At 72.3% G+C, this 22,539-nt stretch carries 21 protein-coding genes, 1 pseudogene and 1 riboswitch; of the genes and pseudogenes, 8 read left to right on the top strand and 14 right to left on the bottom strand.

Annotated elements, in window-relative coordinates; translation table 11 throughout:
* Positions 1 to 30 precede the first annotated feature (30 nt).
* Positions 31 to 528, bottom strand: a pseudogene (locus ACWF79_RS11525) (phosphatase PAP2 family protein); the annotation flags it as partial.
* A 267-nt stretch (positions 529 to 795) separates the two neighbouring features.
* Between ACWF79_RS11525 and ACWF79_RS11520 the strand changes: the two are divergent.
* Complete coding sequence (locus tag ACWF79_RS11520) at positions 796 to 2,160, top strand: FAD-binding protein (RefSeq protein WP_453727867.1); 1,365 nt, start codon at positions 796 to 798, stop codon at positions 2,158 to 2,160.
* Between the two features lie 25 nt (positions 2,161 to 2,185).
* A complete protein-coding gene (locus tag ACWF79_RS11515) occupies positions 2,186 to 2,941 on the top strand; it encodes a decaprenylphospho-beta-D-erythro-pentofuranosid-2-ulose 2-reductase (RefSeq protein WP_453727866.1) in 756 nt (251 codons plus the stop codon).
* A 19-nt stretch (positions 2,942 to 2,960) separates the two neighbouring features.
* Here ACWF79_RS11515 and ACWF79_RS11510 read toward each other — a convergent pair whose 3' ends face one another.
* From ACWF79_RS11510 to ACWF79_RS11500, 3 genes are all read right to left on the bottom strand, one after another.
* Entirely contained in the window at positions 2,961 to 3,548 is a 588-nt protein-coding gene (locus ACWF79_RS11510; protein WP_453727865.1) for a 2'-5' RNA ligase family protein, read from the bottom strand.
* A gap of 94 nt (positions 3,549 to 3,642) precedes the next feature.
* Complete coding sequence (gene trpS / locus ACWF79_RS11505) at positions 3,643 to 4,656, bottom strand: tryptophan--tRNA ligase (RefSeq protein ID WP_453727864.1); 1,014 nt, start codon at positions 4,654 to 4,656, stop codon at positions 3,643 to 3,645.
* 207 nt (positions 4,657 to 4,863) lie between these two features.
* Positions 4,864 to 6,129 (bottom strand): serine hydroxymethyltransferase, encoded by a 1,266-nt coding sequence (locus ACWF79_RS11500; RefSeq protein WP_453727863.1) that lies wholly within the window; start codon positions 6,127 to 6,129, stop codon positions 4,864 to 4,866.
* 70 nt (positions 6,130 to 6,199) lie between these two features.
* A riboswitch (ZMP/ZTP riboswitch) is annotated at positions 6,200 to 6,290 on the bottom strand.
* 107 nt (positions 6,291 to 6,397) lie between these two features.
* On the opposite strand from ACWF79_RS11500, the gene rocD reads away from it, so the two are divergent.
* Positions 6,398 to 7,603 carry an ornithine--oxo-acid transaminase gene (gene rocD / locus ACWF79_RS11495; RefSeq protein ID WP_453727862.1) on the top strand — a complete coding sequence of 402 codons (1,206 nt, stop codon included), beginning with the start codon at positions 6,398 to 6,400 and terminating at the stop codon, positions 7,601 to 7,603.
* A 77-nt stretch (positions 7,604 to 7,680) separates the two neighbouring features.
* A complete protein-coding gene (locus ACWF79_RS11490; protein ID WP_453727861.1) occupies positions 7,681 to 8,376 on the top strand; it encodes a polysaccharide deacetylase family protein in 696 nt (231 codons plus the stop codon).
* On the opposite strand, the gene ACWF79_RS11485 is transcribed toward ACWF79_RS11490, so the two are convergent.
* A complete protein-coding gene (locus ACWF79_RS11485) occupies positions 8,366 to 9,550 on the bottom strand; it encodes a glutathionylspermidine synthase family protein (protein ID WP_453727860.1) in 1,185 nt (394 codons plus the stop codon). The genes ACWF79_RS11490 and ACWF79_RS11485 overlap by 11 nt on opposite strands.
* A 16-nt stretch (positions 9,551 to 9,566) precedes the next feature.
* A complete protein-coding gene (locus ACWF79_RS11480) occupies positions 9,567 to 9,854 on the bottom strand; it encodes a hypothetical protein (protein WP_453727859.1) in 288 nt (95 codons plus the stop codon).
* Positions 9,855 to 9,944: 90 nt separating this feature from the next.
* On the opposite strand from ACWF79_RS11480, the gene ACWF79_RS11475 reads away from it, so the two are divergent.
* Positions 9,945 to 10,787 (top strand): hypothetical protein, encoded by an 843-nt coding sequence (locus ACWF79_RS11475; RefSeq protein WP_453727957.1) that lies wholly within the window; start codon positions 9,945 to 9,947, stop codon positions 10,785 to 10,787.
* A gap of 46 nt (positions 10,788 to 10,833) precedes the next feature.
* Here the strand turns inward: ACWF79_RS11475 and pdxR are convergent, their stop codons facing one another.
* Entirely contained in the window at positions 10,834 to 12,267 is a 1,434-nt protein-coding gene (gene pdxR / locus ACWF79_RS11470) for a MocR-like pyridoxine biosynthesis transcription factor PdxR (RefSeq protein WP_453727858.1), read from the bottom strand.
* A gap of 47 nt (positions 12,268 to 12,314) precedes the next feature.
* Between pdxR and ACWF79_RS11465 the strand changes: the two genes are divergently transcribed.
* Positions 12,315 to 12,830, top strand: a complete 516-nt coding sequence (locus ACWF79_RS11465) for a carboxymuconolactone decarboxylase family protein (protein ID WP_453727857.1) — start codon at positions 12,315 to 12,317, stop codon at positions 12,828 to 12,830.
* 88 nt (positions 12,831 to 12,918) lie between these two features.
* Here ACWF79_RS11465 and ACWF79_RS11460 read toward each other — a convergent pair whose 3' ends face one another.
* The 4 genes from ACWF79_RS11460 to ACWF79_RS11445 all read right to left on the bottom strand — a co-directional run bounded on the left by ACWF79_RS11460 (position 12,919) and on the right by ACWF79_RS11445 (position 16,758).
* Complete coding sequence (locus ACWF79_RS11460; protein ID WP_453727856.1) at positions 12,919 to 13,908, bottom strand: malate dehydrogenase; 990 nt, start codon at positions 13,906 to 13,908, stop codon at positions 12,919 to 12,921.
* A 175-nt stretch (positions 13,909 to 14,083) separates the two neighbouring features.
* The gene (locus ACWF79_RS11455; RefSeq protein WP_453727855.1) at positions 14,084 to 15,097 is read right to left on the bottom strand and encodes a DUF2690 domain-containing protein; all 1,014 of its coding nucleotides are present in this window, start codon (positions 15,095 to 15,097) and stop codon (positions 14,084 to 14,086) included.
* Between the two features lie 210 nt (positions 15,098 to 15,307).
* A complete protein-coding gene (locus tag ACWF79_RS11450; protein ID WP_453727854.1) occupies positions 15,308 to 15,895 on the bottom strand; it encodes a DUF3017 domain-containing protein in 588 nt (195 codons plus the stop codon).
* Positions 15,896 to 15,897: 2 nt separating this feature from the next.
* Positions 15,898 to 16,758 carry a bifunctional methylenetetrahydrofolate dehydrogenase/methenyltetrahydrofolate cyclohydrolase gene (locus tag ACWF79_RS11445; RefSeq protein WP_453727853.1) on the bottom strand — a complete coding sequence of 287 codons (861 nt, stop codon included), beginning with the start codon at positions 16,756 to 16,758 and terminating at the stop codon, positions 15,898 to 15,900.
* A 258-nt stretch (positions 16,759 to 17,016) separates the two neighbouring features.
* On the opposite strand from ACWF79_RS11445, the gene ACWF79_RS11440 reads away from it, so the two are divergent.
* The gene (locus tag ACWF79_RS11440) at positions 17,017 to 17,616 is read left to right on the top strand and encodes a hypothetical protein (RefSeq protein ID WP_453727852.1); all 600 of its coding nucleotides are present in this window, start codon (positions 17,017 to 17,019) and stop codon (positions 17,614 to 17,616) included.
* Between the two features lie 59 nt (positions 17,617 to 17,675).
* Here ACWF79_RS11440 and ACWF79_RS11435 read toward each other — a convergent pair whose 3' ends face one another.
* The 3 genes from ACWF79_RS11435 to purN all read right to left on the bottom strand — a co-directional run bounded on the left by ACWF79_RS11435 (position 17,676) and on the right by purN (position 21,496).
* Positions 17,676 to 19,130 carry a DUF2079 domain-containing protein gene (locus ACWF79_RS11435; protein WP_453727851.1) on the bottom strand — a complete coding sequence of 485 codons (1,455 nt, stop codon included), beginning with the start codon at positions 19,128 to 19,130 and terminating at the stop codon, positions 17,676 to 17,678.
* Between the two features lie 177 nt (positions 19,131 to 19,307).
* Positions 19,308 to 20,876 (bottom strand): bifunctional phosphoribosylaminoimidazolecarboxamide formyltransferase/IMP cyclohydrolase, encoded by a 1,569-nt coding sequence (gene purH, locus ACWF79_RS11430; protein ID WP_453727850.1) that lies wholly within the window; start codon positions 20,874 to 20,876, stop codon positions 19,308 to 19,310.
* Positions 20,873 to 21,496, bottom strand: a complete 624-nt coding sequence (purN, locus tag ACWF79_RS11425; protein WP_453727849.1) for a phosphoribosylglycinamide formyltransferase — start codon at positions 21,494 to 21,496, stop codon at positions 20,873 to 20,875. Before purN ends, purH begins: the two co-directional genes overlap by 4 nt.
* Positions 21,497 to 21,773: 277 nt before the next feature.
* On the opposite strand from purN, the gene ACWF79_RS11420 reads away from it, so the two are divergent.
* Positions 21,774 to 22,517, top strand: coding sequence for a hypothetical protein (locus tag ACWF79_RS11420; protein ID WP_453727848.1), 744 nt, complete (start codon positions 21,774 to 21,776; stop codon positions 22,515 to 22,517).
* Positions 22,518 to 22,539 lie beyond the last annotated feature (22 nt).

Genomic DNA, 22,539 nt, shown 5'->3' with positions numbered 1-22,539 from the left:
GTGGGGCGGGGTGCAGGCGGGGCCGGGCACCCGGAGCCAGGTGCGCCCCAGGGTGGCCGTCACCGCGCCCAGGAGGGCGCCCGCCGCCACGTCCGTGGGGTAGTGGACGCCGACGACCAGGCGCGAGACGCACATCGCGGCCGCCACGGGGGCGGCGAGACGGCGGGCCGCCGGATGGAGGGCGCCGAAGGCGACGGTCGCGGCGACGGCGGAGGTCGCGTGGGAGCTGGGGAAGGAGTGCCGGCCTGCGGTGCGGACCAGGGGCGCGTACTCCGCCGTGCCCGGCCGTGGCCGCCGTACCACCCGCTTGACGCCCATGCTGGCCAGATGCGCGCCGGCGACCAGCGCCGTGCCGCGCAGCCAGCCCGTCCGCCGTGCCGGGTCCACCGCCGCGCCGGTGAGCCCGGCGGCGAGCCAGAGGGCGCCGTGCTCGCCGCCGAAGGACAGCGCGCGGGCGGCCGCCGCGACGGGCGCGCGGCGCCCGCAGCCGCGCAGGGCCCCCAACAGCCGCCTCTCGGCCGAGACCACGCGTCCGGCCCAGTCGGCCGTCACGGCCCGGTCGCAGGTCCCGGCCACGTCCGCGTGCGCGTTTCGCATCGGCTCCGCCTCCCCGGATCCGGTCGACTCCGCCGTCGACCCGGTCGAGCTCGTCGAGCTGGTCGACCAGGGGTGACTCTGACCCGGCGGCGCGCCGACCGCACGGCAATCTTTCCTGACACTCCTTTAATCACCCATTTCGGCGAACCGCAGGGCATACCAGGCATAACGCATAGACCGGGCGATACGGTCGCCTCCATGGCTGCCCACACCGACGTCGAGCCCCTCACCGGCTGGGGCCGCACCGCCCCCACCCTCGCGCGCGTGCACCGCCCCCGCACCTACGAGGAGGCCTCCGAAGCCGTCCGCGCCTGCGGCGCCCGGGGGTCCATCGCACGCGGCCTCGGCCGCGCCTACGGCGACGCCGCGCAGAACGCCGGCGGCTCCGTCCTCGACATGACCGGCCTCGACCGCATCCGCTCCGTCGATGCCCTCGCGGGCGTCGTCGTCTGCGACGCGGGCGTCAGCCTGCACCGCCTGATGGAGGTCCTGCTCCCGCTCGGCTGGTTCGTCCCGGTCACTCCCGGGACGAGGTACGTGACCGTCGGCGGCGCGATCGGCGCCGACATCCACGGCAAGAACCACCACGTCTCCGGCTCCTTCAGCCGCCATGTGGTCTCCCTCGAACTCCTCACCGCCGACGGGGAGATCCACACCGTCGTCCCCGGCACGGACCTCTTCGACGCCACCACCGGCGGCATGGGCCTGACGGGCGTCATCCTCTCCGCGACCCTGCGGCTGCTTCCCGTCGAGACCTCGCTCATGTCCGTCGACACCGAACGTGCCACGGACCTCGACGACCTGATGGCCCGGCTCACCGCCACCGACGACCGGTACGGCTACTCGGTCGCCTGGATCGACCTCCTCGCGCGCGGCGCCGCCACCGGCCGGTCCGTCCTCACACGCGGCGACCACGCCCCGTACGACGCGATCCCCGTCCGGGACCGCCGCTCCCGCCGCGCGCCCCTAGCGTTCCGCCCGGGGCAGCTGCCGGCCGCGCCCGCCCTCGTCCCCGAGGGGCTGCTCGGCCGGACGACCGTGGGCCTGTTCAACGAGCTCTGGTACCGCAGGGCGCCCCGGCGCCGCACCGGCGAACTCCAGCGGATGTCCGCCTTCTTCCACCCCCTCGACGGCGTCCCGCACTGGAACCGGATCTACGGGCGCGGCGGCTTCGTCCAGTACCAGTTCGTCGTCGGCCACGGGCACGAGGAGACCCTGCGCCGGATCGTGAAGCGGATCGCGCGGCGCGGCTGTCCGTCGTTCCTCGCGGTCCTGAAGCGCTTCGGCGACGGCGACCCGGGCTGGCTCTCGTTCCCCGTGCCCGGCTGGACGCTCGCGCTCGACATCCCGACCCGGCTCTCCGGCCTCGGCGCGTTCCTCGACGAACTGGACGAGGAGGTGGCGGACGCGGGCGGCCGGGTCTACCTCGCCAAGGACTCGCGCCTGCGGCCCGAGCTGCTGCACACGATGTACCCGAGGCTCGCCGACTTCCGCGCGCTGCGGGCCACGCTCGACCCGCGTTCCGTGTTCACGTCCGACCTCTCCCGTCGTCTCGCCCTGTGATTGCCCTCTGAGGAGTTTGATCGTCATGAAGGACGCCTTCGGCACCCCGCAGTCCCTGCTCCTGCTCGGCGGCACGTCCGAGATCGGGCTCGCCACGGCCCGCCGGCTGATCGCCCGCCGCACCCGTACGGTCTGGCTCGCCGGACGCCCCTCGCCCGCCCTGACGGCCGCCGCCGACTCGCTGCGGGCGCTGGGCGCGGACGTGCGGACGGTGCCGTTCGACGCGCTCGACACCGAGTCGCACGAGGAGCGGCTCGGCAAGATCTTCACCGAGGGCGACATCGACATGGTGCTGCTCGCCTTCGGGATCCTCGGCGACCAGGCGCACGACGAGGCCGATCCGCTCGCGGCCGTCCGGGTCGCCCAGACCAACTACACGGGCGCGGTCTCGGCGGGCCTGGTCTGCGCGGCGGCGCTCCAGGCGCAGGGGCACGGCTCGCTGGTGGTGCTGTCCTCGGTGGCGGGCGAGCGCGCCCGCCGCGCGAACTTCATCTACGGCTCGTCCAAGGCCGGTCTCGACGCCTTCGCCCAGGGCCTCGGGGACGCGCTGTACGGGACCGGGGTGCACGTGATGGTCGTCCGCCCCGGGTTCGTACGGTCACGGATGACGGCCGGCCTGGAGGAGGCACCGCTCGCGACGACTCCGGAGGCGGTCGCCCTGGCGATCGAGCTGGGACTGCGGCGCCGCTCGGAGACGGTGTGGGTGCCGGGCGCGCTGCGGATGGTGATGTCGGCGCTGCGGCACGTACCGAGGCCGGTCTTCCGGCGGCTTCCGGTGTGATCGTCCCCGACGCCCGGGATCAGCAGGTCGCGGTCGGGGTGTCCACCGAGGTGCCCTGGGCCGGGACCCCGGAGACCTGGCGGGCGTCGCCGAACTCGAAGACGCGGAGCTTGCGCCAGACCCCGTCCGCGCCCTGCTCGTACAGGGCGAAGGAGGAGCAGGTCCAGGCGGCCTCGAAGTCGGCCAGCTCGGTGTACGCCCGGTCCATCGCCTCCTCGGCGATGCCGTGGGCGACGGTGACGTGCGGGTGGTACGGGAACTGCAGCTCGCGCACGAGCGGCCCGGACTCGTCCCGTACGCGTTCCTGGAGCCAGCCGCAGGAGGAGACGCCCTCGGCGAGCCGCACGTACACGACCGGGGAGAGCGGGCGAAACGTTCCCGTGCCGCTCAGCCGCACCGGGAAGGACCGGACGCCCGCGGCGACCTCGGCGAGGTGCGCCTGGATCGCGGGCAGCCGCTCCTCGTCCACCTCGGTCGGCGGGACGAGGGTGACGTGCGTGGGGATGCCGTGCGCGGCAGGGTCCCCGAAGCCGGCGCGCAGCTCCTGGAGCAGGCTGCCATAGGGCTCCGGGACCGCGATCGAAACGCCGAGCGTTACGGTCCCCACGTCGTTCTCCTCCGTAGTCGTGTCCATTCGGGACGGTGGTGGTGCAGCCGCCAGTGTGCGGCCTGCACCACCTCTGAGGCCAGAGTCCTTGGACTCAGTGCTTGGCGGGCAGGAAGCCCACCCGTTCGTACGTCTGCGCCAGGGTCTCCGCGGCGACCGCGCGGGCCTTCTCCGCGCCCTTGGCCAGGATCGAGTCCAGCGTCTCCGGGTCGTCCAGGTATTCCTGCGTACGGGACCGGAACGGAGTGACGAAGTCCACCATGACCTCGGCCAGGTCGGTCTTCAGCGCGCCGTACATCTTGCCCTCGTAGCTCGTCACCAGGTCGGGGACGCTCGTCCCGGTGAGCGTGGACATGATGGAGAGCAGGTTGGAGACGCCGGCCTTGTTCACCGGGTCGAAGCGGATGACCGTGTCGGTGTCGGTGACGGCGCTCTTGACCTTCTTCGCGGTCACCTTCGGCTCGTCGAGGAGGTTGATCAGCCCCTTCGGCGTGGACGCCGACTTGCTCATCTTGATCGTGGGGTCCTGCAGGTCGTAGATCTTCGCCGTCTCCTTGAGGATGTACGGCGACGGGATCGTGAACGTCTCGCCGAAGCGGCCGTTGAACCGCTCCGCGAGGTCGCGGGTCAGCTCGATGTGCTGGCGCTGGTCCTCGCCGACCGGGACCTCGTTGGCCTGGTAGAGGAGGATGTCGGCGACCTGGAGGATCGGGTACGTGAAGAGGCCGACGGTGGCCCGGTCCGCGCCCTGCTTGGCGGACTTGTCCTTGAACTGGGTCATGCGGGAGGCCTCGCCGAAGCCGGTGAGGCAGTTCATGACCCAGCCGAGCTGCGCGTGCTCGGGGACGTGACTCTGCACGAAGAGGGTGCACCGCTCCGGGTCGAGGCCGGCGGCGAGCAGCTGCGCGGCGGCGAGCCGGGTGTTGGCGCGGAGCTCCGCGGGGTCCTGCGGGACCGTGATCGCGTGCAGGTCCACCACCATGTAGAAGGCGTCGTGGGACTCCTGCAGCGCGACCCACTGACGGACCGCACCGAGGTAGTTGCCGAGGTGGAACGAGCCTGCGGTGGGCTGGATTCCGGAGAGCACGCGGGGGACATCAGAGGCCATGCTCCACATTCTCTCAGGTGCGCGAAGCGATCCCGGCCTGGGAACCGATCCGGTTCTGCCGGTGTGACGAAGGCGTGACGACGCTGGAGGGGGGCCGGGTCGTCGGGGACCACGCCGAGGACCTTGGCCGATGAGACGAGGAACACAGTGCGCGGCGGCCCCCCACGCTCCTCCGGACGAGGAACGCGGGAGACCCTCGTCGCCGGGTCAGGCCGGCAGGCCGGGGGCCGGGAAGGCGGCCATCAGCTCCGCGACCTCGGCGCGGATCGTGCGGAGCGCGTCCTCGTCGCCCGCGCCCGCGGCGGCGACGCCCCGGTCGATCCAGTCGGCGACCTGGGCCATGTGCGCGGTGCCGAGGCCTCGGGAGGTGAGGGAGGGGGTGCCGATGCGGACGCCGGAGGGGTCGAAGGGCTTCCGGGTGTCGTAGGGGACGGTGTTGTGGTTGACGACGATCCCGGCCCGGTCGAGGGCCTTGGCGGCGACCTTGCCGGGGACCTCCTTGGGGGTGAGGTCCATCAGGATCAGGTGGTTGTCGGTGCCGCCGGAGACCAGGTCGAAGCCGCGGGCGAGGAGGGCCTCGGCGAGCGCCTTGGCGTTGGCGACGACCGCGTGGGCGTAGTCGCGGAAGGAGGGCTGGGAGGCCTCGCGCAGGGCGACGGCGATGGCCGCGGTGGTCTGGTTGTGCGGGCCGCCCTGGAGGCCGGGGAAGACGGCCTTGTCGAGGGCCTTGGCGTGCTCCTCGCGGGACATCAGCATGGCGCCGCGCGGGCCGCGCAGGGTCTTGTGCGTGGTCGTCGAGATGACGTCGGCGTACGGGACCGGGGAGGGGTGGGCGCCGCCGGCGATCAGGCCGGCGATGTGGGCGATGTCGGCGACGAGGACGGAGCCGGCCTCGCGGGCGATCTCGGCGAAGGCGGCGCAGTCGATCGTGCGGGGCAGCGCGGTGCCGCCGCAGAAGATCACCTTCGGGCGCTCCTTGAGGGCGAGCTCGCGGACCTGGTCGAAGTCGACGAGCCCGTTGTCCTGGCGTACGCCGTACTGCACGCCGCGGAACCACTTGCCGGTGGCGGAGACGCCCCAGCCGTGGGTGAGGTGGCCGCCCATCGGCAGGGCCATGCCCATCACGGTGTCGCCCGGCTCGGCGAAGGCGAGGTAGACGGCGAGGTTGGCGGGGGAACCGGAGTAGGGCTGGACGTTGGCGTGGTCGACGCCGAAGAGGTCCTTGGCGCGTTCGACGGCGAGGGTCTCGACCTGGTCGATGTTCTGCTGGCCCTCGTAGTACCGGCGGCCGGGGTAGCCCTCGCTGTACTTGTTCTGCAGGACCGTGCCGGAGGCCTCCAGGACGGCGGCGGAGACGTAGTTCTCGCTCGGGATCAGTCGCAGGGTCTCGGCCTGCAGCCGCTCCTCGGCGCCGACGAGTGCGGCGAGTTCGGGGTCGGTGGCGGCGAGGGCGGGGCGGGTGGGCGCGTTCATGGCGTTCCTCCGGGCGTTGCGGCGGGTCCCGGGGCACTGCGGCGGCGCGGCGCCACACGGGACGGGGTCCTTGTGGTGCCCAGGCGGGCGGCACCGCGTGTGGTCTGCCGCGCACGGCTCCCCCAGGGTCGATTCCCCGTACGCCAGTCGCCGTGCGTGTTTCCAGCCTATCTGGCGCGCCGTCGCAAAGGTTTCCTCGTCCGTCATTCGAGCGACGATAAGAAGGGGAGCCACACCCGCCCCTGGCCGCAGGACGAACGGAGATCCCGTGTCGAGTACGCAAGACGCGATCGCTTCCGCGGAGGCGCACAGCGCGCACAACTACCACCCCCTCCCCGTCGTCGTCGCCTCGGCCGACGGGGCCTGGATGACCGACGTCGAGGGGCGTCGCTATCTGGACATGCTCGCCGGGTACTCGGCGCTCAACTTCGGGCACGGCCACCGGCGGCTGATCGACGCCGCGAAGGCGCAGCTGGAGCGGGTGACGCTGACGTCGAGGGCGTTCCACCACGACCGGTTCGCGGAGTTCTGCACGCGACTCGCGGAGCTGTGCGGCAAGGACATGGTCCTGCCGATGAACACGGGCGCGGAGGCGATCGAGACGGCGGTGAAGACCGCCCGGAAGTGGGGGTACGAGGTCAAGGGCGTGCCGGACGGGCACGCGAAGATCGTGGTCGCGGCGAACAACTTCCACGGTCGCACGACGACGATCGTCAGCTTCTCCACGGACCACGAGGCCCGGGACCACTACGGCCCGTACACGCCGGGCTTCGAGATCGTCCCGTACGGCGATCTGACGGCGATGCAGGCCGCGGTCACCGCTCACACGGTCGCGGTGCTGATCGAGCCGATCCAGGGCGAGGCGGGGGTCCTCGTCCCTCCGGCCGGGTACCTGCGCGGGGTGCGGGAGTTGACCCGGGAGCGGAACGTGCTGTTCATCGCGGACGAGGTCCAGTCGGGCCTCGGCCGGACGGGGCGTACGTTCGCGTGCGAGCACGAGGGTGTGGTGCCGGACGTGTACGTCCTGGGCAAGGCGCTCGGCGGTGGTGTCGTCCCGGTCTCCGCGGTGGTCGCGGACCGGGACGTGCTGGGGGTGTTCCGGCCCGGTGAGCACGGTTCGACGTTCGGCGGGAACCCGCTGGCGTGCGCGGTGGCCCTGGAGGTGATCGCGATGCTGCGGACGGGCGAGTACCAGCAGCGGGCGGCGGAGCTGGGCGAGCATCTGCACGCGGAGCTGGGTCTGATGGTGGGCGGGGGCGCGGTGGACGCGGTGCGCGGGCGCGGCCTGTGGGCCGGGGTGGACATCACGCCGTCGCGGGGCACGGGCCGGGAGATCTCGGAGAAGCTGCTGGAGCGGGGTGTGCTGGTGAAGGACACCCACGGTTCGACGATCCGGATCGCTCCGCCGCTGGTGATCAGCAAGGAGGACCTGGACTGGGGCCTGGAACAGCTGCGGTCGGTACTGGCGGGCTGACGGGTCCGTACCGGCGGCGGGAGGCGGGGCAAGTCGCGGCATTGACAGGGTTGTTGGTCTAGGCCAATGATGCCGCCATGCCGAGACCCCGCCCCCGCCGCGCGCTGCGTGGCGCACTCGCCGCTCTCGTCCCGCTCGCGCTGCTCGGCGCGTTCGGGGGCCCCGCGCACGCCGCCCCGACGGCGGCCTGGCCCGCACCCGTCCCCGTCGTCTCCCATGTCGAGACCACCGACCCGGTCGTCTTCATCACCATCGACGACGGCTGGTTCCACGACCCGGCCGCCGCCACGATCCTCCTCGACCGCCGGGTGCCCGCCTCGCTGTTCCTGCTCCCGGGCGCGTACTCGTACGACTCCGGCTACTTCCACACCCTCCTCGACCACGGCCGCTCCCGCGTCGAGAACCACACCGTCGACCACGCGGACCTGACCGGGCTCGACGCGGCCGGCCAGAAGGCGGAGGTCTGCGGCGCGCGCGACCGGCACCTCGCCGAGTTCGGGGACGGCCCGCGCCTGCTGCGCCCGCCCTACGGCACGTACGACGAGACCACCCGCACCACCGCCCGCGCCTGCGGGGCGAAGGCCGTGGTGACCTGGACGTACGACCTCACCACCTGGGGCCAGTGGTCCCCGCCGACCCCCACGCTCAAGGCCGGCGACATCATCCTGCTGCACTTCAACGAGACGCTGGAGCAGGACCTGACCCGCGCCCTGGCCGCCGCCGAGGCGGCCGGCCTGAAGCCCGCGCCCCTCAGGGACTACGTCACAGAATGACGTGCGGCAGGAAGCGGGCGTACTCGTCGGTGATCAGGCCCGCCGACTCCCGTATGCCGAGCCCCGCCGCCTCGTCCTCGACGACCCACGCGCCGAGCACCACGCGGTTGCCGTCGAAGTCCGGCAGCGGGGCCAACTCCTGGTAGCAGCAGGGTTCGTCGCGTACGACGGGCGCCGGGCCCGGTTCGTGGACGGTGACGCCCGCGCCCTCCCGGCCGAGGAGGGGCTTGGCGACGTAGCCGCCGCGCGTGGCGAGCTCGCGCGGGCCGTCGAGGTAGGCAGGCAGCAGGTTCGGGTGGCCCGGGTAGAGCTCCCACAGGATCGCGAGCAGCGCCTTGTTGGAGAGCAGCATCTTCCAGGCCGGCTCGATCCAGCAGGTCGTACCCGTGCCGCCGCCGTTGTCGAGGGTGTCCAGGACGTACGGGCCGAAGCGGTCGGTGGCCAGCCACTCCCACGGATAGAGCTTGAAGCAGCTGCGGATGAACCGCAGGCGGTCGTCCACGAACCGTCCCGAGAGCCGGTCCCAGCCGATCTGTTCGACCGACAGCGCCTCCGTGTCGAGCCCGGCCTGCTGGGCGGTCTCCCGCAGATACGCGACCGTCATCAGGTCCTCGCCCAGCTCGTCGCCCTCCGAGTGGACGAAGTGCACCGGGCTGCCGGGCGGCAGCAGCGGGGCCTGGCGCTTCCAGGCGTCGACGAGCCGTTCGTGCAGCGAGTTCCACTGGTCGGCGCCGGGGAAACGATCCTCCATCCAGAACCACTGCGGGCTCGCGGCCTCGACCAGCGAGGTCGGCGTGTCGGCGTTGTACTCCAGCATCTTGGCCGGGCCCGTACCGTCGTAACGGAGGTCGAAGCGTCCGTAGAGCGAGGGCAGTTCGGCCCGGCGGCGCCAGGACTCGGCGACGAGGGAGGCGAGCCGGGGGTCGGTGAGACCGAGCTCGGCGAACCGGTCGTGCTCGACGATGTGGGCGGCCGCCGCCAGGCACATCGCGTGCAGCTCCTCGACGACCTCCTCCAGGGCCTCGACCTCGGGGAGCGTGAAGGAGTAGTACGCGCTCTCGTCCCAGTACGGGCGCAGGGAGTCGTCGGGGTAGCGGGTCAGGGGGTAGACGAGCCCCTGCTCCTCCACCGTCTGCTGCCACCCCGGCCGGGGTTCGATCGTGTGCCGCCGCATGGTGCCGGGTCTCCGCTCAGCCGCCGCTGGAACCGGAGCAGCCGAAACCACCGGTGTCGACGGCCTTCTTGTCGAAGCTGCCGCCGCTGACCCTGTTGTCGCTGACGCTGCCCCCGTAGTAGTACGAGCCGCGGGCCGTGCTGCCACTGCTGCCGTTGCCGCTCTCGCACTCGTAGCTCGGGAGCTTCTCGCGCGTCAACGGGTCGACACACCGCTTGTCGGGCTCGGAACCGCAGGACGTGATCGTCGCCGCGAGAACCCCCATACCGCCGAGCACCACGGTGCTCGACCTCAGCCTGCGCATGAATCTGCCTCCCCATCCCATCGTCGCGACCGCACAGTTTAGGCCGGTGCCCAAGCGGCCTCGCACTAGAGTCCTTTCGTGCTCTTTGGGATGATCTGTGCGCTGGGTTCCTCGGTCTGCTTCGGTACGGCGTCGGTGCTGCAGGCGCTCGCCACACGGGCCGTGGCGCCCGGGACGGGCAGCGGCGTCGACGTCGCCCTCTTCCTGCGCGCGGTGCGGCAGTGGCGCTATCTGGCCGGTCTCTCGCTGGACGGGATCGGCTTCGGCCTCCAGATCGTCGCCCTGCTCACCCTGCCCATCTACACCGTGGGCGCGGCGCTCGCGGCGAGCCTCGCGGTGACGGCGGTGGTCGCCTCGTGGCTCCTGAAGGTCCGGCTGAGCCGCGTCGAGTGGGGCGCGGTGGCCGTCGTCTGCGCGGGGCTCACGATGCTGGCCTTCGCGTCCGGGACGGAGGGCGAGGAGACCGGGTCGGACGCGCTGCGGTGGGCGATGCTGGCGACGGCCTTCGGGGTCCTCGCGCTCGGCGTGGTGGCGGGGCGGCTGCCGGACCGGGCACGGGCGCTCGCGCTGGGCCTGGGCGCCGGGTTCGGCTTCGGGGTGATGGAGGTGGCGGTCCGGCTGATCGACGGGCCGGATCTGGCCAACCCCGCGTGGTACGCGCTGCTGCTCGGGGGCGGGGCGGCGTTCCTGCTGCTGACGTCCGCGCTGCAACGGGGTTCGGTGACGACGGCGACGGCGGGCGCGGTCCTAGGAGAAACGATCGGCCCGGCGCTGGTGGGGGTGGTGTGGCTGGGAGACCGGACGCGGGAGGGACTGGCGTGGATGGCGATCCTCGGCTTCACGGTGGCGGTGGCGGGAGCGTTGGTGCTGGCACGGTTCGGAGAGGCGCCGCTGCCCACTCCGGTCACCGAACGCACGCGCACGCCCGACTGACCGCCGGCCCGAGGCCGCCCCTCCGTGGGGCCGGTGCGCGGGGGTGTTACGCGGGGAGGACTCGGCACAGGGCCGCGAGCGCGCCCGACCAGGCACTGTCCGGAGGGGTCGCGTAGCCGACGACCAGGCCGTCCTGGGTGCGGGGGACGTCCGGGTGGCGGAAGCGGTCGAGGCCGAGGACCGCCAGGCCCTGCCACGCGGCCGAGCGGACGACCTCCTGCTCCTGCCCCCGGGGGAGCTCCAGGACCGCGTGGAGTCCGGCCGCGATGCCGCTCACCCGGGTCGTCGGGGAGTGCGCGGCCACCGCCGCCACGAGCTCGTCGCGGCGCCGCCGGTAGCGCAGCCGCATCGCCCGTACATGCCGGTCGTACGCCCCCGAACCGAGGAACTCCGCGAACGTCAGCTGGTCCAGCACGCTGCCCGACCAGTCCACGTGCCCCTTGGTCGCCACGACCTCGTCGACCAGACTCTCCGGCACCACCATCCATGCCAGCCGCAGCCCCGGCGCGAGGGACTTGCTGGTGGTGCCGAGGTAGACGACCCGCTCCGGGTCGAGGCCCTGGAGGGCGCCGACCGGCTGGCGGTCGTAACGGAACTCCCCGTCGTAGTCGTCCTCCAGGACCAGCCCGCCCGAGGACCGGGCCCAGTCGATCGCCGCCACCCGCCGGTCGGGGTGGAGCGCGCCGCCGAGCGGGAACTGGTGCGCGGCCGTCATCAGCACCGCGCCCACGCCCTTCATCCCGCCAAGGCCCTCCGTCCGCGTGCCGACCGCGTCGTACGGCAGGGCGGGCAGCCGAAGCCCCACGCGCGTCAGCAACTCCCAGTGCACGTCGAGCCCGTAGGACTCGACCGCCACCTCCCGCACCTTCCGCCCGCGCAGCACCTCCCCCATCAGCCGCAGCCCGTGCACGAACCCGGAGCAGATCACGATCCGTTCCGGCCGCGCGTACACGCCGCGCGCCCGCGCGAGGTACTCGGCGAGCACGGTGCGCAGTTCGATCCGGCCGCGCGGATCGCCGTAGCCGAAGGCCTCGTGGGGCGCCGCCGTGAGCGCGCGCCGGGAGGCCTTGAGCCACTCGGCGCGCGGAAAGGACGCGAGGTCGGGCACGCCCGGCTTCAGGTCGTACGCCGGCCGCGACCGGGCCCTGCGGGCCGCCGGCGTCGTGGCCCGCGCGCCCGAACCGGTCGCCGGCCGGCGCGGCACCGACCGCTGGGCGACCCGCGTCCCCGAGCCCTGACGGGCGGTCAGCCAGCCTTCGGCGACCAGCTCGGCGTACGCGTCGGCGACGGTGTTGCGGGCGATCCCCAGGTCGGCGGCGAGCGAGCGGGAGGACGGCAGCCGTACGCCCGCCTCCAGACGCCCGCTGCGCACCGCCTCCCGCAGCGCGTCCATCAGCCCCGCGCGCAGTCCCGCGCGCGACCCTGGTCCGCGCAGGTCAAGGTGGAGGTCGGCGCCGAAAGTGGCCCACTCGTCTGCCATACGAATGGACCATACTCCTGTGCCAACCGCCTCGTACGGTGAGAGGCATGACGACGACCACCACCTCAGACGCCACCAGGACCGAGTACGCCCACGAGCACGCGCCCCGCCTCAACTTCGGCGATCGCGTCCCTGAGTTCTACCGGGCCATGCTGCGGCTCGAACAGGCCGCGGCCAAGGACGTCGACCCCACGCTCTACCACCTGATCAAGATCAGGGCCTCGCAGGTCAACCACTGCGCCTTCTGCATCGACATGCACACCAAGGACGCCCTCGCCGAGGGCGAGTCGGTGGAGCGGATCGTGCAGCTCTCCGCGTGGCACGAGTCGCGGCACTTCTACACCGAGCGCGAGCTCGCCGCGCTCGAACTGACCGAGGCGGTCACCGTCCTCACCGACGGCTTCGTGCCCGACGAGGTGTACGCGCGGGCCGCCGCCCACTTCGACGAGACGGAACTGGCCCGGGTCATCAGCGCCATCACCGTCATCAACGCCTGGAACCGCATCGCCGTCTCCACGCGGATGACGCCGGGCCACTACACGCCCGGCCAGTTCAAGAACTGACGGCTCACAGCAGAGCGAACCGCCCCCGGCCGAGAAGGCCGGGGGCGGTTCGCTGTTCAGTCGTCGCGTTCGGTCGTCGCGTTCGGTCTCAGATGAGGTCGAGCGCGCGGACCGCGTCGCGCTCCTCCGCCAGCTCCTGCACCGAGGCGTCGATGCGGGCGCGGGAGAACTCGTTGATGTCCAGGCCCTGGACGATCTCGTACTTGCCGTCCTTGCAGGTGACGGGGAACGAGGAGATGAGGCCCTCGGGGACGCCGTAGGAGCCGTCCGACGGGATGCCCATGGAGGTCCAGTCGCCCGCGGCGGTGCCGTTGACCCAGGTGTGGACGTGGTCGATGGCGGCGTTGGCGGCGGAGGCGGCCGAGGACGCGCCACGGGCCTCGATGATCGCGGCGCCGCGCTTGGCGACGGTCGGGATGAAGGTGTCGGCCAGCCACTGCTCGTCGTTGACGACCTCGGCGGCGTTCTTGCCGGCGATCTCCGCGTGGAAGATGTCCGGGTACTGGGTCGCCGAGTGGTTGCCCCAGATGGTGAGGCGCTTGATGTCCTCGACCGACGCACCGGTCTTGGCCGCGAGCTGCGAGAGCGCGCGGTTGTGGTCCAGGCGGGTCATCGCGGTGAAGCGCTCGGCCGGGACGTCCGGGGCGGCGGCCTGGGCGATCAGGGCGTTGGTGTTGGCCGGGTTGCCGACGACGAGGACCTTGATGTCGTCCGCGGCGTGGTCGTTGATGGCCTTGCCCTGCGGCTTGAAGATGCCGCCGTTGGCGGCGAGCAGGTCACCGCGCTCCATGCCCTTGGTACGCGGGCGGGCGCCGACGAGCAGCGCCACGTTCGCACCCTCGAAGCCCTGGTTCGGGTCGTCGAAGATGTCGATGCCCTTGAGCAGCGGGAAGGCGCAGTCGTCGAGCTCCATGGCGGTGCCCTCGGCGGCCTTGACGCCCTGCGGGATCTCAAGGAGGCGCAGCTTGACCGGCACGTCCGCGCCGAGCAGGTGGCCGGAGGCGATGCGGAACAGCAGCGCGTAGCCGATCTGGCCGGCCGCGCCGGTCACGGTGACATTCACGGGAGTGCGGGTCATGGCGATCTCCGTAAGACAGCTGGCGGGTGGGGGCCCTGCCCCGGGTGCTGGAACAGCTCTTCTTGATCGATCGGTGTCTCGACGTGAAGAGATATTCCAGCGGTCAGGCTATCCGACCCTGACCCGGTCGAACCCCCACCCCCTTGTGGTCCGGCTCACTGCCACCCGACTGGGGTCAGCGGCCGCCGGTGCACGCCCGGCCGCCCGTCGTCGGCGTCGCGCAGGCGGTCGCGTCCGCCCCGTCCCGCACGGCGACCATCGGGCTGTACGCGTCCGGGTCCGCGCCCACGGTCATGTCCTGGCTGCTCCCGGCGCCGTTGACGTGCAGGGTGTCGCCGGGCGAGGCACCGGTGATCCGCGCCCAGGCGGCGCCGCAGACCCTGCTGAACCGCAGCTCCAGCTGCCCGGCGACGCCGACCGGGGTACGGGAGAGGGTGGTGGCGAACGCGCCTCCACAGCCCATGACTTCGGGGTCCTGACCCGTACATCCGGCGCCCGCGCATTTCACCCCCGCGGGGAGGGGCGTCGTGCTCGGCCCGGGGCGGGGGGTCGTGGCGGGCGCGCGGGTGGCCTCCTCGCCCCGGCCGTCGGCGCCCACGCCTCCGCCGCTGCCGCCGAGGTCGGCGAGGAGGACGGCGGCGGTGACGACGAGCAGGGCGCCGAGGACACCGGTGAGGAGCAGGAGGGCGCGGAGCGCGGCGCGTCGCCGGGGCGGTACGGGGGCGGGGGCGGGGGCTTGGGTTCCGGCTCCAGTAGCTCCGGTACTTCCGGTGCTTCCGGTGCTTCCGGTGCTTCCGGTGCTTCCGGTGCTTCCGGTGCTTCCGGTGCTTCCGGAGACGCTGTGGCTGCTGCTGACACTGGTCTCCGTCGAGGCGTTCGCGGTCGGAACGGCGTCGGCGATGTCGCGGGGGCCCTGCCCGGAGCCGTTCCAGGCGCGCTCGGCCCGCTCCCACTCCGCCGTGAGCCGTCCGGGATCGGCGCCGGTCAGCTCGGCGAGCGCGAGGACGGCGTCCCTGGGTGCGAGGAGGCGGCCGTCGAGGTACCGCTCCCAGGAGGTCCTGCTGTGGCCGGTGCGGTCGGCGACGGCGGCGACGCTCAGGCCGCTGCGGTCGACGAGCCGTCGTAACCGACCCGCGAACTCGCGCACGCCCGGGTCGGGTTCGTCGGGCGACTCCTGCCCACGAGGCATGTGCGGTTCCCCCTCGCCTCCTCGCGACCCCCGGAAGGATCGCCCCGCTCAGGATGGCAGCTTCCCGGGGAGGGCGGGAGTGACGGAGTGGCGGAATGGTCACTTCCGTGCCACAACGCACAGGCGACTCTTGAAAGATCATTGGCACGTACATGACCCTCAAGAGGACGGCGCCCGTCCTCCCTCGGGGGAGAGGACGGGCGCCGGTCCCTAAGTGATCGTCAGATGGAGGATGTCCTCCAGGAACGGGATCCTCAGCCAGGGATCCGGCTGCACCATGAGCGCGAGCAGCACGATGAGCCCGCCCATGACCCCGTACGTGACCATGTCGGTGAACCGCGACCGTACGGCGAGCATGCCGACCGACGGCAACGCGCGCCGCAGCCCCGCGCCGGCGAGCAGCGCGACGCCGACGAGCATCGTCCCGACCCGGAACGACTGCGCGAAGAGGTCGGTGCCGACGATCAGCAACCCCAGCGTGGCGAGCCCGAGCACGGTCAGCAGCGGCCACTGGCGCGCGGGGGCCGAAGCGTCACCGGCGGCGGCCCGCCCGCCACCTTCGGGGCGCGCGGTGTCCGTCGTGAGCGACGGGGGCCGCCGCTTCCGCGCGGCCACGTCACCGGCCGCCGTACCGTTGGCACCCTCGACGCCCGCGGAATCGCCCGTCGAGCCGGCCGAGGCCCGGCCCCGCGCGCTCTCCGCACCGGAGCCCGCACCCGCGGCGGAGCCCGAGCCGGCCACGGCCTCCTCGGCGCCCTCGGCCCCAGGCGTGTCGCCGCCCGCCACCCGCGACGTCATCGTCAGAGGGCCGCGGCCGCGCGCTCGGCGGCCTCGACGACGTTGACGAGCAGCTGCGCGCGGGTCATCGGGCCCACGCCGCCGGGGTTCGGGGAGATCCAGCCCGCGACCTCGGTCACCCCCGGGTGCACGTCGCCGACGATCTTGCCCTCGCCGTCGCGCGAGACGCCGACGTCCAGGACGGCCGCGCCCGCCTTCACGTCGTCCGGCTTGATCAGGTGCGGCACACCCGCCGCCGCGACGATGATGTCCGCCCGCCGCAGGTGCGCGGAGAGGTCGCGCGTACCGGTGTGGCACTGCGTCACCGTCGCGTTCTCCGAGCGCCGCGTGAGCAGCAGCGGCATCGGGCGGCCGATCGTGACCCCGCGCCCGACGACCACGACCTCCGCGCCGTTGATCTCCACGCCGTGGTTGCGCAGCAGGGTGATGATGCCGTTCGGGGTGCACGGCAGCGGCGCCGGCTCGTTCAGCACGAGCCGGCCCAGGTTGGTCGGGTGCAGGCCGTCGGCGTCCTTGGCCGGGTCCATCAGCTCCAGGACGCGGTTCTCGTCGATCCCCTTGGGCAGCGGGAGCTGGACGATGTAGCCGGTGCAGGCGGGGTCCTCGTTGAGCTCCCGTACGACCGCCTCGATCTCCTCCTGCGTGGCGGTCGCGGGCAGTTCGCGCTGGATCGAGGCGATGCCGACCTGCGCGCAGTCGCGGTGCTTGCCCGCGACGTACTTCTGGCTGCCCGGGTCGTCGCCGACCAGGATCGTGCCGAGGCCGGGCGTGACGCCCTGCTCCTTCAGGGCCGACACGCGGACGGCCAGTTCGGACTTGATCGCGGCTGCGGTGGCCTTGCCATCGAGAATCTGGGCGCTCATGGGCCCATCCTCCCGGATGACCCCTCGCTTGTTCCAATTCGGCTCCGCACGGGCGGCGCGGAGGCGGCGACAGCGCTTCGCGGAAAGGTTGCACTCGCACAACGCCCCGCGTACCGACTGGACAAAAAGTCGAGGGTACGACGACGATAACGGCGAAGTGCCGCGGGCAGTGCCGGGGGGCGATCCGCTCATATGCCGTAGAAGCTCCTCCGTCGCGGGCCGCGTCGTCCCCGCACAGACCAACGGAGGAATCCCGCGATGAGCTTCGGCGAACCGAACAACCCCTACGGCCAGCAGCCCCAGGGCCAGCAGCCGGGCTACGGCTACCCCCAGCAGCAGGGCCAGCAGCCGGGCTACGGCTACCCGCAGGCTCCCCCGGTCCAGCAGCCGTACGGCGGCGGCGGTTACCCGGGCGCGACGATGGAGATGCCGGGCGGTGTGAAGGCGGCGCGCGTCCTGCTGTGGATCCTCGGCATCGTGCAGTCCCTCATGGCCGTCCTCGCGATCGTCGCGGGCGGGTGGATCGCGGACCAGCTGGCCAACTCCAGCGAGTTCAGCGGCAGCGACGGCCAGGACGCGGCGTCGGTCATGACCGGCGTCATGGTGGTCGTGGGCATCATCGCGCTCGCCTTCGGCGTGTGGGCCATCATCACGGCGGCCAAGATCCGTTCCGGCGGCAACGGCCTGCGCATCTCCGGCATCGTGTACGGCTCGCTGGTGACGGCGGGCAGCGTGGTGAACCTGCTCGGCGCGAACATCTTCGCCCTGATCAGCCTGGTCATGGGCGTCCTGATCATCGTCTTCCTTGCGAAGTCCGACGGGGCGGCCTGGTTCAAGCGCAACACGCAGCAGTACTGATCCACCCACGTCGAGGGGCCCGGTTCCACACGGAACCGGGCCCCTCGCGTATGCGCAGCTCACACGCGGCGTAGCACCACGAACTGTCCCGCCCGTGCCGACACCTCGTACCGCGCCTCCGGATGCAGCTGGGACGCCAGCTGCGCCGGATCCGTCACCGGCTGGGACCAGCCCGAGGAGAGGTCGAGGGCGAGGTAGTCGGGGCTGACGCCCTTCGCCCCGCCCACCCAGTAGACCTTGCGGTCGGCGGTCAGGTGCGCCATGAGCGGCACGTTCGTCTCCACACTCGCGCCCTTCGGCACCGCGTCCACCGCCTGCCGGGCCTCCAGCGTCCGGGCGTCCGTACGGTACGTCTCCGCGCGCAGCAGCTCCCGCAGGGGCAGGTCGAGGGCGATCACGATCGCGACGGCCGTGACGACCGGGACGACGACCTTCCCGTACGCCACGAGCCAGGCGCGCGGCGAGCTGCGGACGGCGCGGACCGCGTCGACCAGGGCGAGGAAGACGATCGGCATCAGGATGGCGCTGTAGTGCCAGATCATCCCCCAGTGGTTCGGGTCCTGGGAGAGGAAGCGCCAGCCGAGCGTCGGCAGCACCAGCAGCATCAGCGGGGAGCGCAGCGCCAGGAAGCCGGTGATGCCGACGAGGAAGAAGACCATCTCCCACTTCACGTCGGAGCCGAGCGAGGTGAGCAGCACCTGGGCGAAGGAGACGTCCGCGCCCTCGCCGGTCTTCTCGATCTTGGCCCAGTAGTCGTACTGGCCGACGCGGCTCGCCGCCGGGATCAGGACCAGGACCGTGAGGGCGAAGAACGCGACGCCGAAGGCGGCCAGGGCCGCGGCGAGCCGCTTCTGCCCCTTCAGGAAGAGGACCGCGCCGACCATGGCGACGGTGAGCCCCATGTCCTCCTTGACCAGGACCAGGGGCGCGGACCAGGCGACGGCGGCCGTCCAGCGCCCGAGGAGCAGGGCACGGCAGGTCAGGGCGAGCATCGGGACGGCGAAGGCGATCTCGTGGAAGTCGGACTTGACCGCTTCCTGGAGGCCCCAGGACAGGCCGTAGGCGACGGTGAGCCCGAGGCCGGCGGCGCGGCTGCCGAGCACCTGGTGCGCGGTGCGGCCGACGACGGCGGCGGAGGCGGCGAAGAGCGCGGCCTGCGCGAAGAGGAGGGCGAGGGGCGAGGACCAGATCCAGTACAGGGGCGCGAGGAGCGCCGTCACGGGACTGAAGTGGTCCCCGAGTATGAGGAAGCCGGGGCCCTTGATGTCGACGATCGGGGCCCGGAGCTCGGCGTAGGCCCGGACGGACTGGTTGAAGATCCCGAGGTCCCAGGAGGGCGTGCGGAAGTGCGCGTACTGGACCCAGGAGTAGAGGAAGTAGAGCGCGCAGAGCACGCCCGCGACCAGGGCGTACGGGCGCAGGGGAGCCTCGGCGAGGTCACGCTCGGGCGGCCCGGCCCGCTCGGCCTCCGGGGCGGCGGCCTGGGCCGGCACCCCGTTCCGTACATCCAACACCGCGCCCCCCACATAGAGCCGCCGACAAAAGAGCAACCCATTAGACCAGAGGCACGAGCCGGCCCCCGGTCCTCGACGACGGGGACGGACCGGGACGGCCCGGGGGACGGCGGGAACGGACCCGGGGGCCCGCCGGTGGATACCGGCGGGCCCCCGGGCCGTGTTCCGACGGGTGCGTCAGTGGAAGAAGTGGCGCGTGCCCGTGAGGTACATCGTCACGCCTGCGTTCTTCGCCGCCTCGATCACCTGCTCGTCACGGACCGAGCCGCCCGGCTGCACGACCGCCTTGATGCCCGCCGCCGTGAGGATCTCCAGGCCGTCCGGGAACGGGAAGAACGCGTCCGAGGCCGCGTACGCGCCGCGCGCCCGCTCCTCGCCGGCCCGCTCGACCGCGAGCTTCGCGGAGTCGACGCGGTTGACCTGGCCCATGCCGACGCCGACCGAGGCGCCGTCCTTCGCGAGCAGGATCGCGTTGGACTTGACCGCGCGGCAGGCCTTCCACGCGAACGCCAGCTCGGCCAGCTCCTCCGCCGACAGCGCCTCGCCCGTCGCGAGCGTCCAGTTCGCCGGGTCGTCGCCCTCCGCCTGGAAGAGGTCGAGGTGCTGGACGACCGCGCCACCGGAGATGGGCTTGATGTCGTCGATCATCGCTGCCGGGTAGCCGTCGACCTTGAGGACGCGGATGTTCTTCTTCCGCGCCAGGATCTCGACCGCGCCGTCCTCGAAGTCCGGGGCCGCGATGACCTCGGTGAAGATCTCCGCGACCTGCTCGGCCATCGCGACGGACACCGGACGGTTCACGGCGATGACGCCGCCGAACGCCGACAGCGGGTCGCAGGCGTGCGCCTTGCGGTGCGCCTCGGCGACGTCCTCGCCGAGCGCGATGCCGCACGGGTTGGCGTGCTTGATGATCGCGACACAGGGCGCGTCGTGGTCGAAGGCGGCGCGCCGGGCCGCCTCGGTGTCCACGTAGTTGTTGAAGGACATCTCCTTGCCGTGCAGCTGCTCGGCGTTGGCGAGTCCGCCGCGCAGACCGTCGGTGTAGAGCGCGGCGCTCTGGTGCGGGTTCTCGCCGTAGCGCAGGGACGACTTGCGCTCCCACGTCTTGCCGAGGAACTCCGGCAGCTCCGCGTCCTCGTCGGCCGCGTAGCTGTCGGTGAACCAGGAGGCGACGGCCACGTCGTACGCGGCCGTGTGCTGGAACGCCTCGGCCGCCAGGCGCTTGCGCGCGGTCAGGTCGAAGCCGCCGCCCTTGGCCGCCGCGAGGACGTCGGCGTACCGCTGCGGACTGGTGACGACCGCCACGGACGGGTGGTTCTTGGCGGCGGCGCGGACCATCGACGGGCCGCCGATGTCGATCTGCTCGACGCACTCGTCGGGGGTGGCGCCGGAGGCGACGGTCTCCTTGAACGGGTACAGGTTGACGATCACCAGGTCGAAGGGCTCGACACCCAGCTCGGCGAGCTGGTTACGGTGGTCCTCCAGGCGCAGGTCGGCGAGGATGCCGGCGTGCACGCGCGGGTGCAGGGTCTTCACCCGGCCGTCCAGGCACTCGGGGAAGCCGGTGAGCTCCTCGACCTTGGTGACCGGGACACCGGCCGCGGCGATCTTCGAGGCGGTGGAGCCGGTGGAGACGAGGGCGACACCCGCCTCGTGCAGGCCGCGGGCCAGCTCCTCAAGGCCGGTCTTGTCGTAGACGCTGACGAGTGCGCGGCGGATGGGGCGCTTCGTACCTTCGGCGGTCACGGGATTGTTACCTTTCGTCCCTCAATGCGGTAGCCGTGCCGGGCCAGACGCCCCACGACCTCGACGAGCAGCGAGCGCTCGACTTCCTTGATGCGCTCATGGAGCGCGGCTTCATCGTCCTCGTCCCGGACCTCGACCACGCCCTGGGCGATGATCGGGCCGGTGTCGACGCCGTCGTCGACGAAGTGGACGGTGCATCCGGTGACCTTCGCGCCGTACGCGAGTGCGTCCCGCACTCCATGGGCACCGGGAAAACTGGGCAGCAGCGCCGGGTGGGTGTTGACGACCCGGCCGCCGAAGCGGGCGAGGAACTCCTTGCCGACGATCTTCATGAATCCGGCCGAGACGACGAGGTCGGGGTCGTACGCGGCGGTGGCCTCGGTCAGGGCACGGTCCCACTCCTCGCGGGTTCCGTAGTCCTTCACCCGGCAGACGAAGGTGGGCAGCCCGGCGCGCTCGGCCCGCTCCAGACCGGCGATGTTGTCGCGGTCGGCGCCGACGGCGACGATCTGGGCGCCGTATCCCTCGGGGCCCTCGGGGTCGGCGGCGATCGCGTCGAGCAGGGCCTGGAGGTTGGTGCCGGAGCCGGAGACCAGGACGACGAGGCGGGCGGCGGCCACTGGGTCACTCTTTCCGTGGTGTTTGTACGGTCGCACGAACGAATCGTGCCTCTGGATACGGGGAACCCTACGAAGGCCCCGACCGTCAGCAACGATACCGGCACACCGGAAGGCCCCCACGGGACGGGGGCGTGGCCGGGGGGTAGCGTCGGGTTCACGACGGTGGAGCCCGTGAGTGAGCCCGCAGTTGGACCTGTGGCCGAACCGGTGGTTCGGCCAGGAGTTGAGACGGCAGTTGAGACAGCAGTTGCGACGACAGAGGGAAGACGTTCAGCAGATGCCGGAACGCCAGTCCACGGACGACAACAATCCGTTCGCGCCGCCGCCCGAGGGGCAGCCGGACCAGCCGTGGCAGCCGCGGCGGCCGGAGGGCTCGGACGACGACGCGTCGTCCGGGTCGTCCGGGCCCGCCGACGGCTCCGGCCGCTCCGGAGGCCGCTGGAGCAGCCGCCAGCCGGGCCGCTCCTCCGACGGTTTCGGCCGCCGCCCGGAGCGCCCCTCCGGCCCTGAGGGGCAGGGCCAGAAGCCGGGGCCCAAGTGGGACCCCACGGACCCGATGCAGCGGCGGGCGCGGTACTCGCTGCTCGCGGGCATGTGGGCCTTCTTCTTCGCCCTCTTCGAGATCCAGGAGCTGGCGCTGCTCCTGGGCGCCCTGGGTCTGTACTGGGCGATCAGCGCCCTGCGCGCCAAGCCGAAGGCGCAGGCCCCTGCGCAGGCCTCGGCGCAGGCGCAGGTACGGGGGCAGGTGTCGGCCGCCGAGGAGACTCAGGGCCCGTCGGCCGCGCAGCCGGCCGTCCGGACGGGGCCCAGCCTGGCCGCCCGTACGCAGCGCACGGCGGCGGTGAGCGGTCTGGTCGCGGCGGCGCTGGCGCTGCTGATCGTCGCGGGCAGCTTCACCATCCAGCTCGTCTACCGCGACTTCTACACCTGCGCCGACGACGCCCTCACCAGGTCGGGCCAGCTGGCCTGCAACGAGCTGCTGCCGGAGCCCCTGCGGGACGTCTTCGGCGTACGGGAGTAGCGGGAGCGGCGGCAGTAGCGGG

Source organism: Streptomyces sp. NPDC054975, assembly GCF_053609105.1.
Note: the sequence above shows the minus strand (reverse complement) of the source record. Positions and strands in the feature narration are given on the sequence as shown.

Bases quoted from the DNA above. Each gene is read 5' to 3' on its own strand.
- ACWF79_RS11520 (WP_453727867.1), top strand. From the start codon at position 796: ATGGCTGCCCACACCGACGTCGAGCCCCTCACCGGCTGGGGCCGCACC.
- ACWF79_RS11515 (WP_453727866.1), top strand. From the start codon at position 2,186: ATGAAGGACGCCTTCGGCACCCCGCAGTCCCTGCTCCTGCTCGGCGGC.
- trpS (WP_453727864.1), bottom strand. From the start codon at position 4,656: ATGGCCTCTGATGTCCCCCGCGTGCTCTCCGGAATCCAGCCCACCGCA.
- ACWF79_RS11500 (WP_453727863.1), bottom strand. From the start codon at position 6,129: ATGAACGCGCCCACCCGCCCCGCCCTCGCCGCCACCGACCCCGAACTC.
- ACWF79_RS11490 (WP_453727861.1), top strand. From the start codon at position 7,681: ATGCCGAGACCCCGCCCCCGCCGCGCGCTGCGTGGCGCACTCGCCGCT.
- ACWF79_RS11485 (WP_453727860.1), bottom strand. From the start codon at position 9,550: ATGCGGCGGCACACGATCGAACCCCGGCCGGGGTGGCAGCAGACGGTG.
- ACWF79_RS11480 (WP_453727859.1), bottom strand. From the start codon at position 9,854: ATGCGCAGGCTGAGGTCGAGCACCGTGGTGCTCGGCGGTATGGGGGTT.
- ACWF79_RS11475 (WP_453727957.1), top strand. From the start codon at position 9,945: ATGATCTGTGCGCTGGGTTCCTCGGTCTGCTTCGGTACGGCGTCGGTG.
- pdxR (WP_453727858.1), bottom strand. From the start codon at position 12,267: ATGGCAGACGAGTGGGCCACTTTCGGCGCCGACCTCCACCTTGACCTG.
- ACWF79_RS11465 (WP_453727857.1), top strand. From the start codon at position 12,315: ATGACGACGACCACCACCTCAGACGCCACCAGGACCGAGTACGCCCAC.
- ACWF79_RS11460 (WP_453727856.1), bottom strand. From the start codon at position 13,908: ATGACCCGCACTCCCGTGAATGTCACCGTGACCGGCGCGGCCGGCCAG.
- ACWF79_RS11455 (WP_453727855.1), bottom strand. From the start codon at position 15,097: ATGCCTCGTGGGCAGGAGTCGCCCGACGAACCCGACCCGGGCGTGCGC.
- ACWF79_RS11450 (WP_453727854.1), bottom strand. From the start codon at position 15,895: ATGACGTCGCGGGTGGCGGGCGGCGACACGCCTGGGGCCGAGGGCGCC.
- ACWF79_RS11445 (WP_453727853.1), bottom strand. From the start codon at position 16,758: ATGAGCGCCCAGATTCTCGATGGCAAGGCCACCGCAGCCGCGATCAAG.
- ACWF79_RS11440 (WP_453727852.1), top strand. From the start codon at position 17,017: ATGAGCTTCGGCGAACCGAACAACCCCTACGGCCAGCAGCCCCAGGGC.
- ACWF79_RS11420 (WP_453727848.1), top strand. From the start codon at position 21,774: ATGCCGGAACGCCAGTCCACGGACGACAACAATCCGTTCGCGCCGCCG.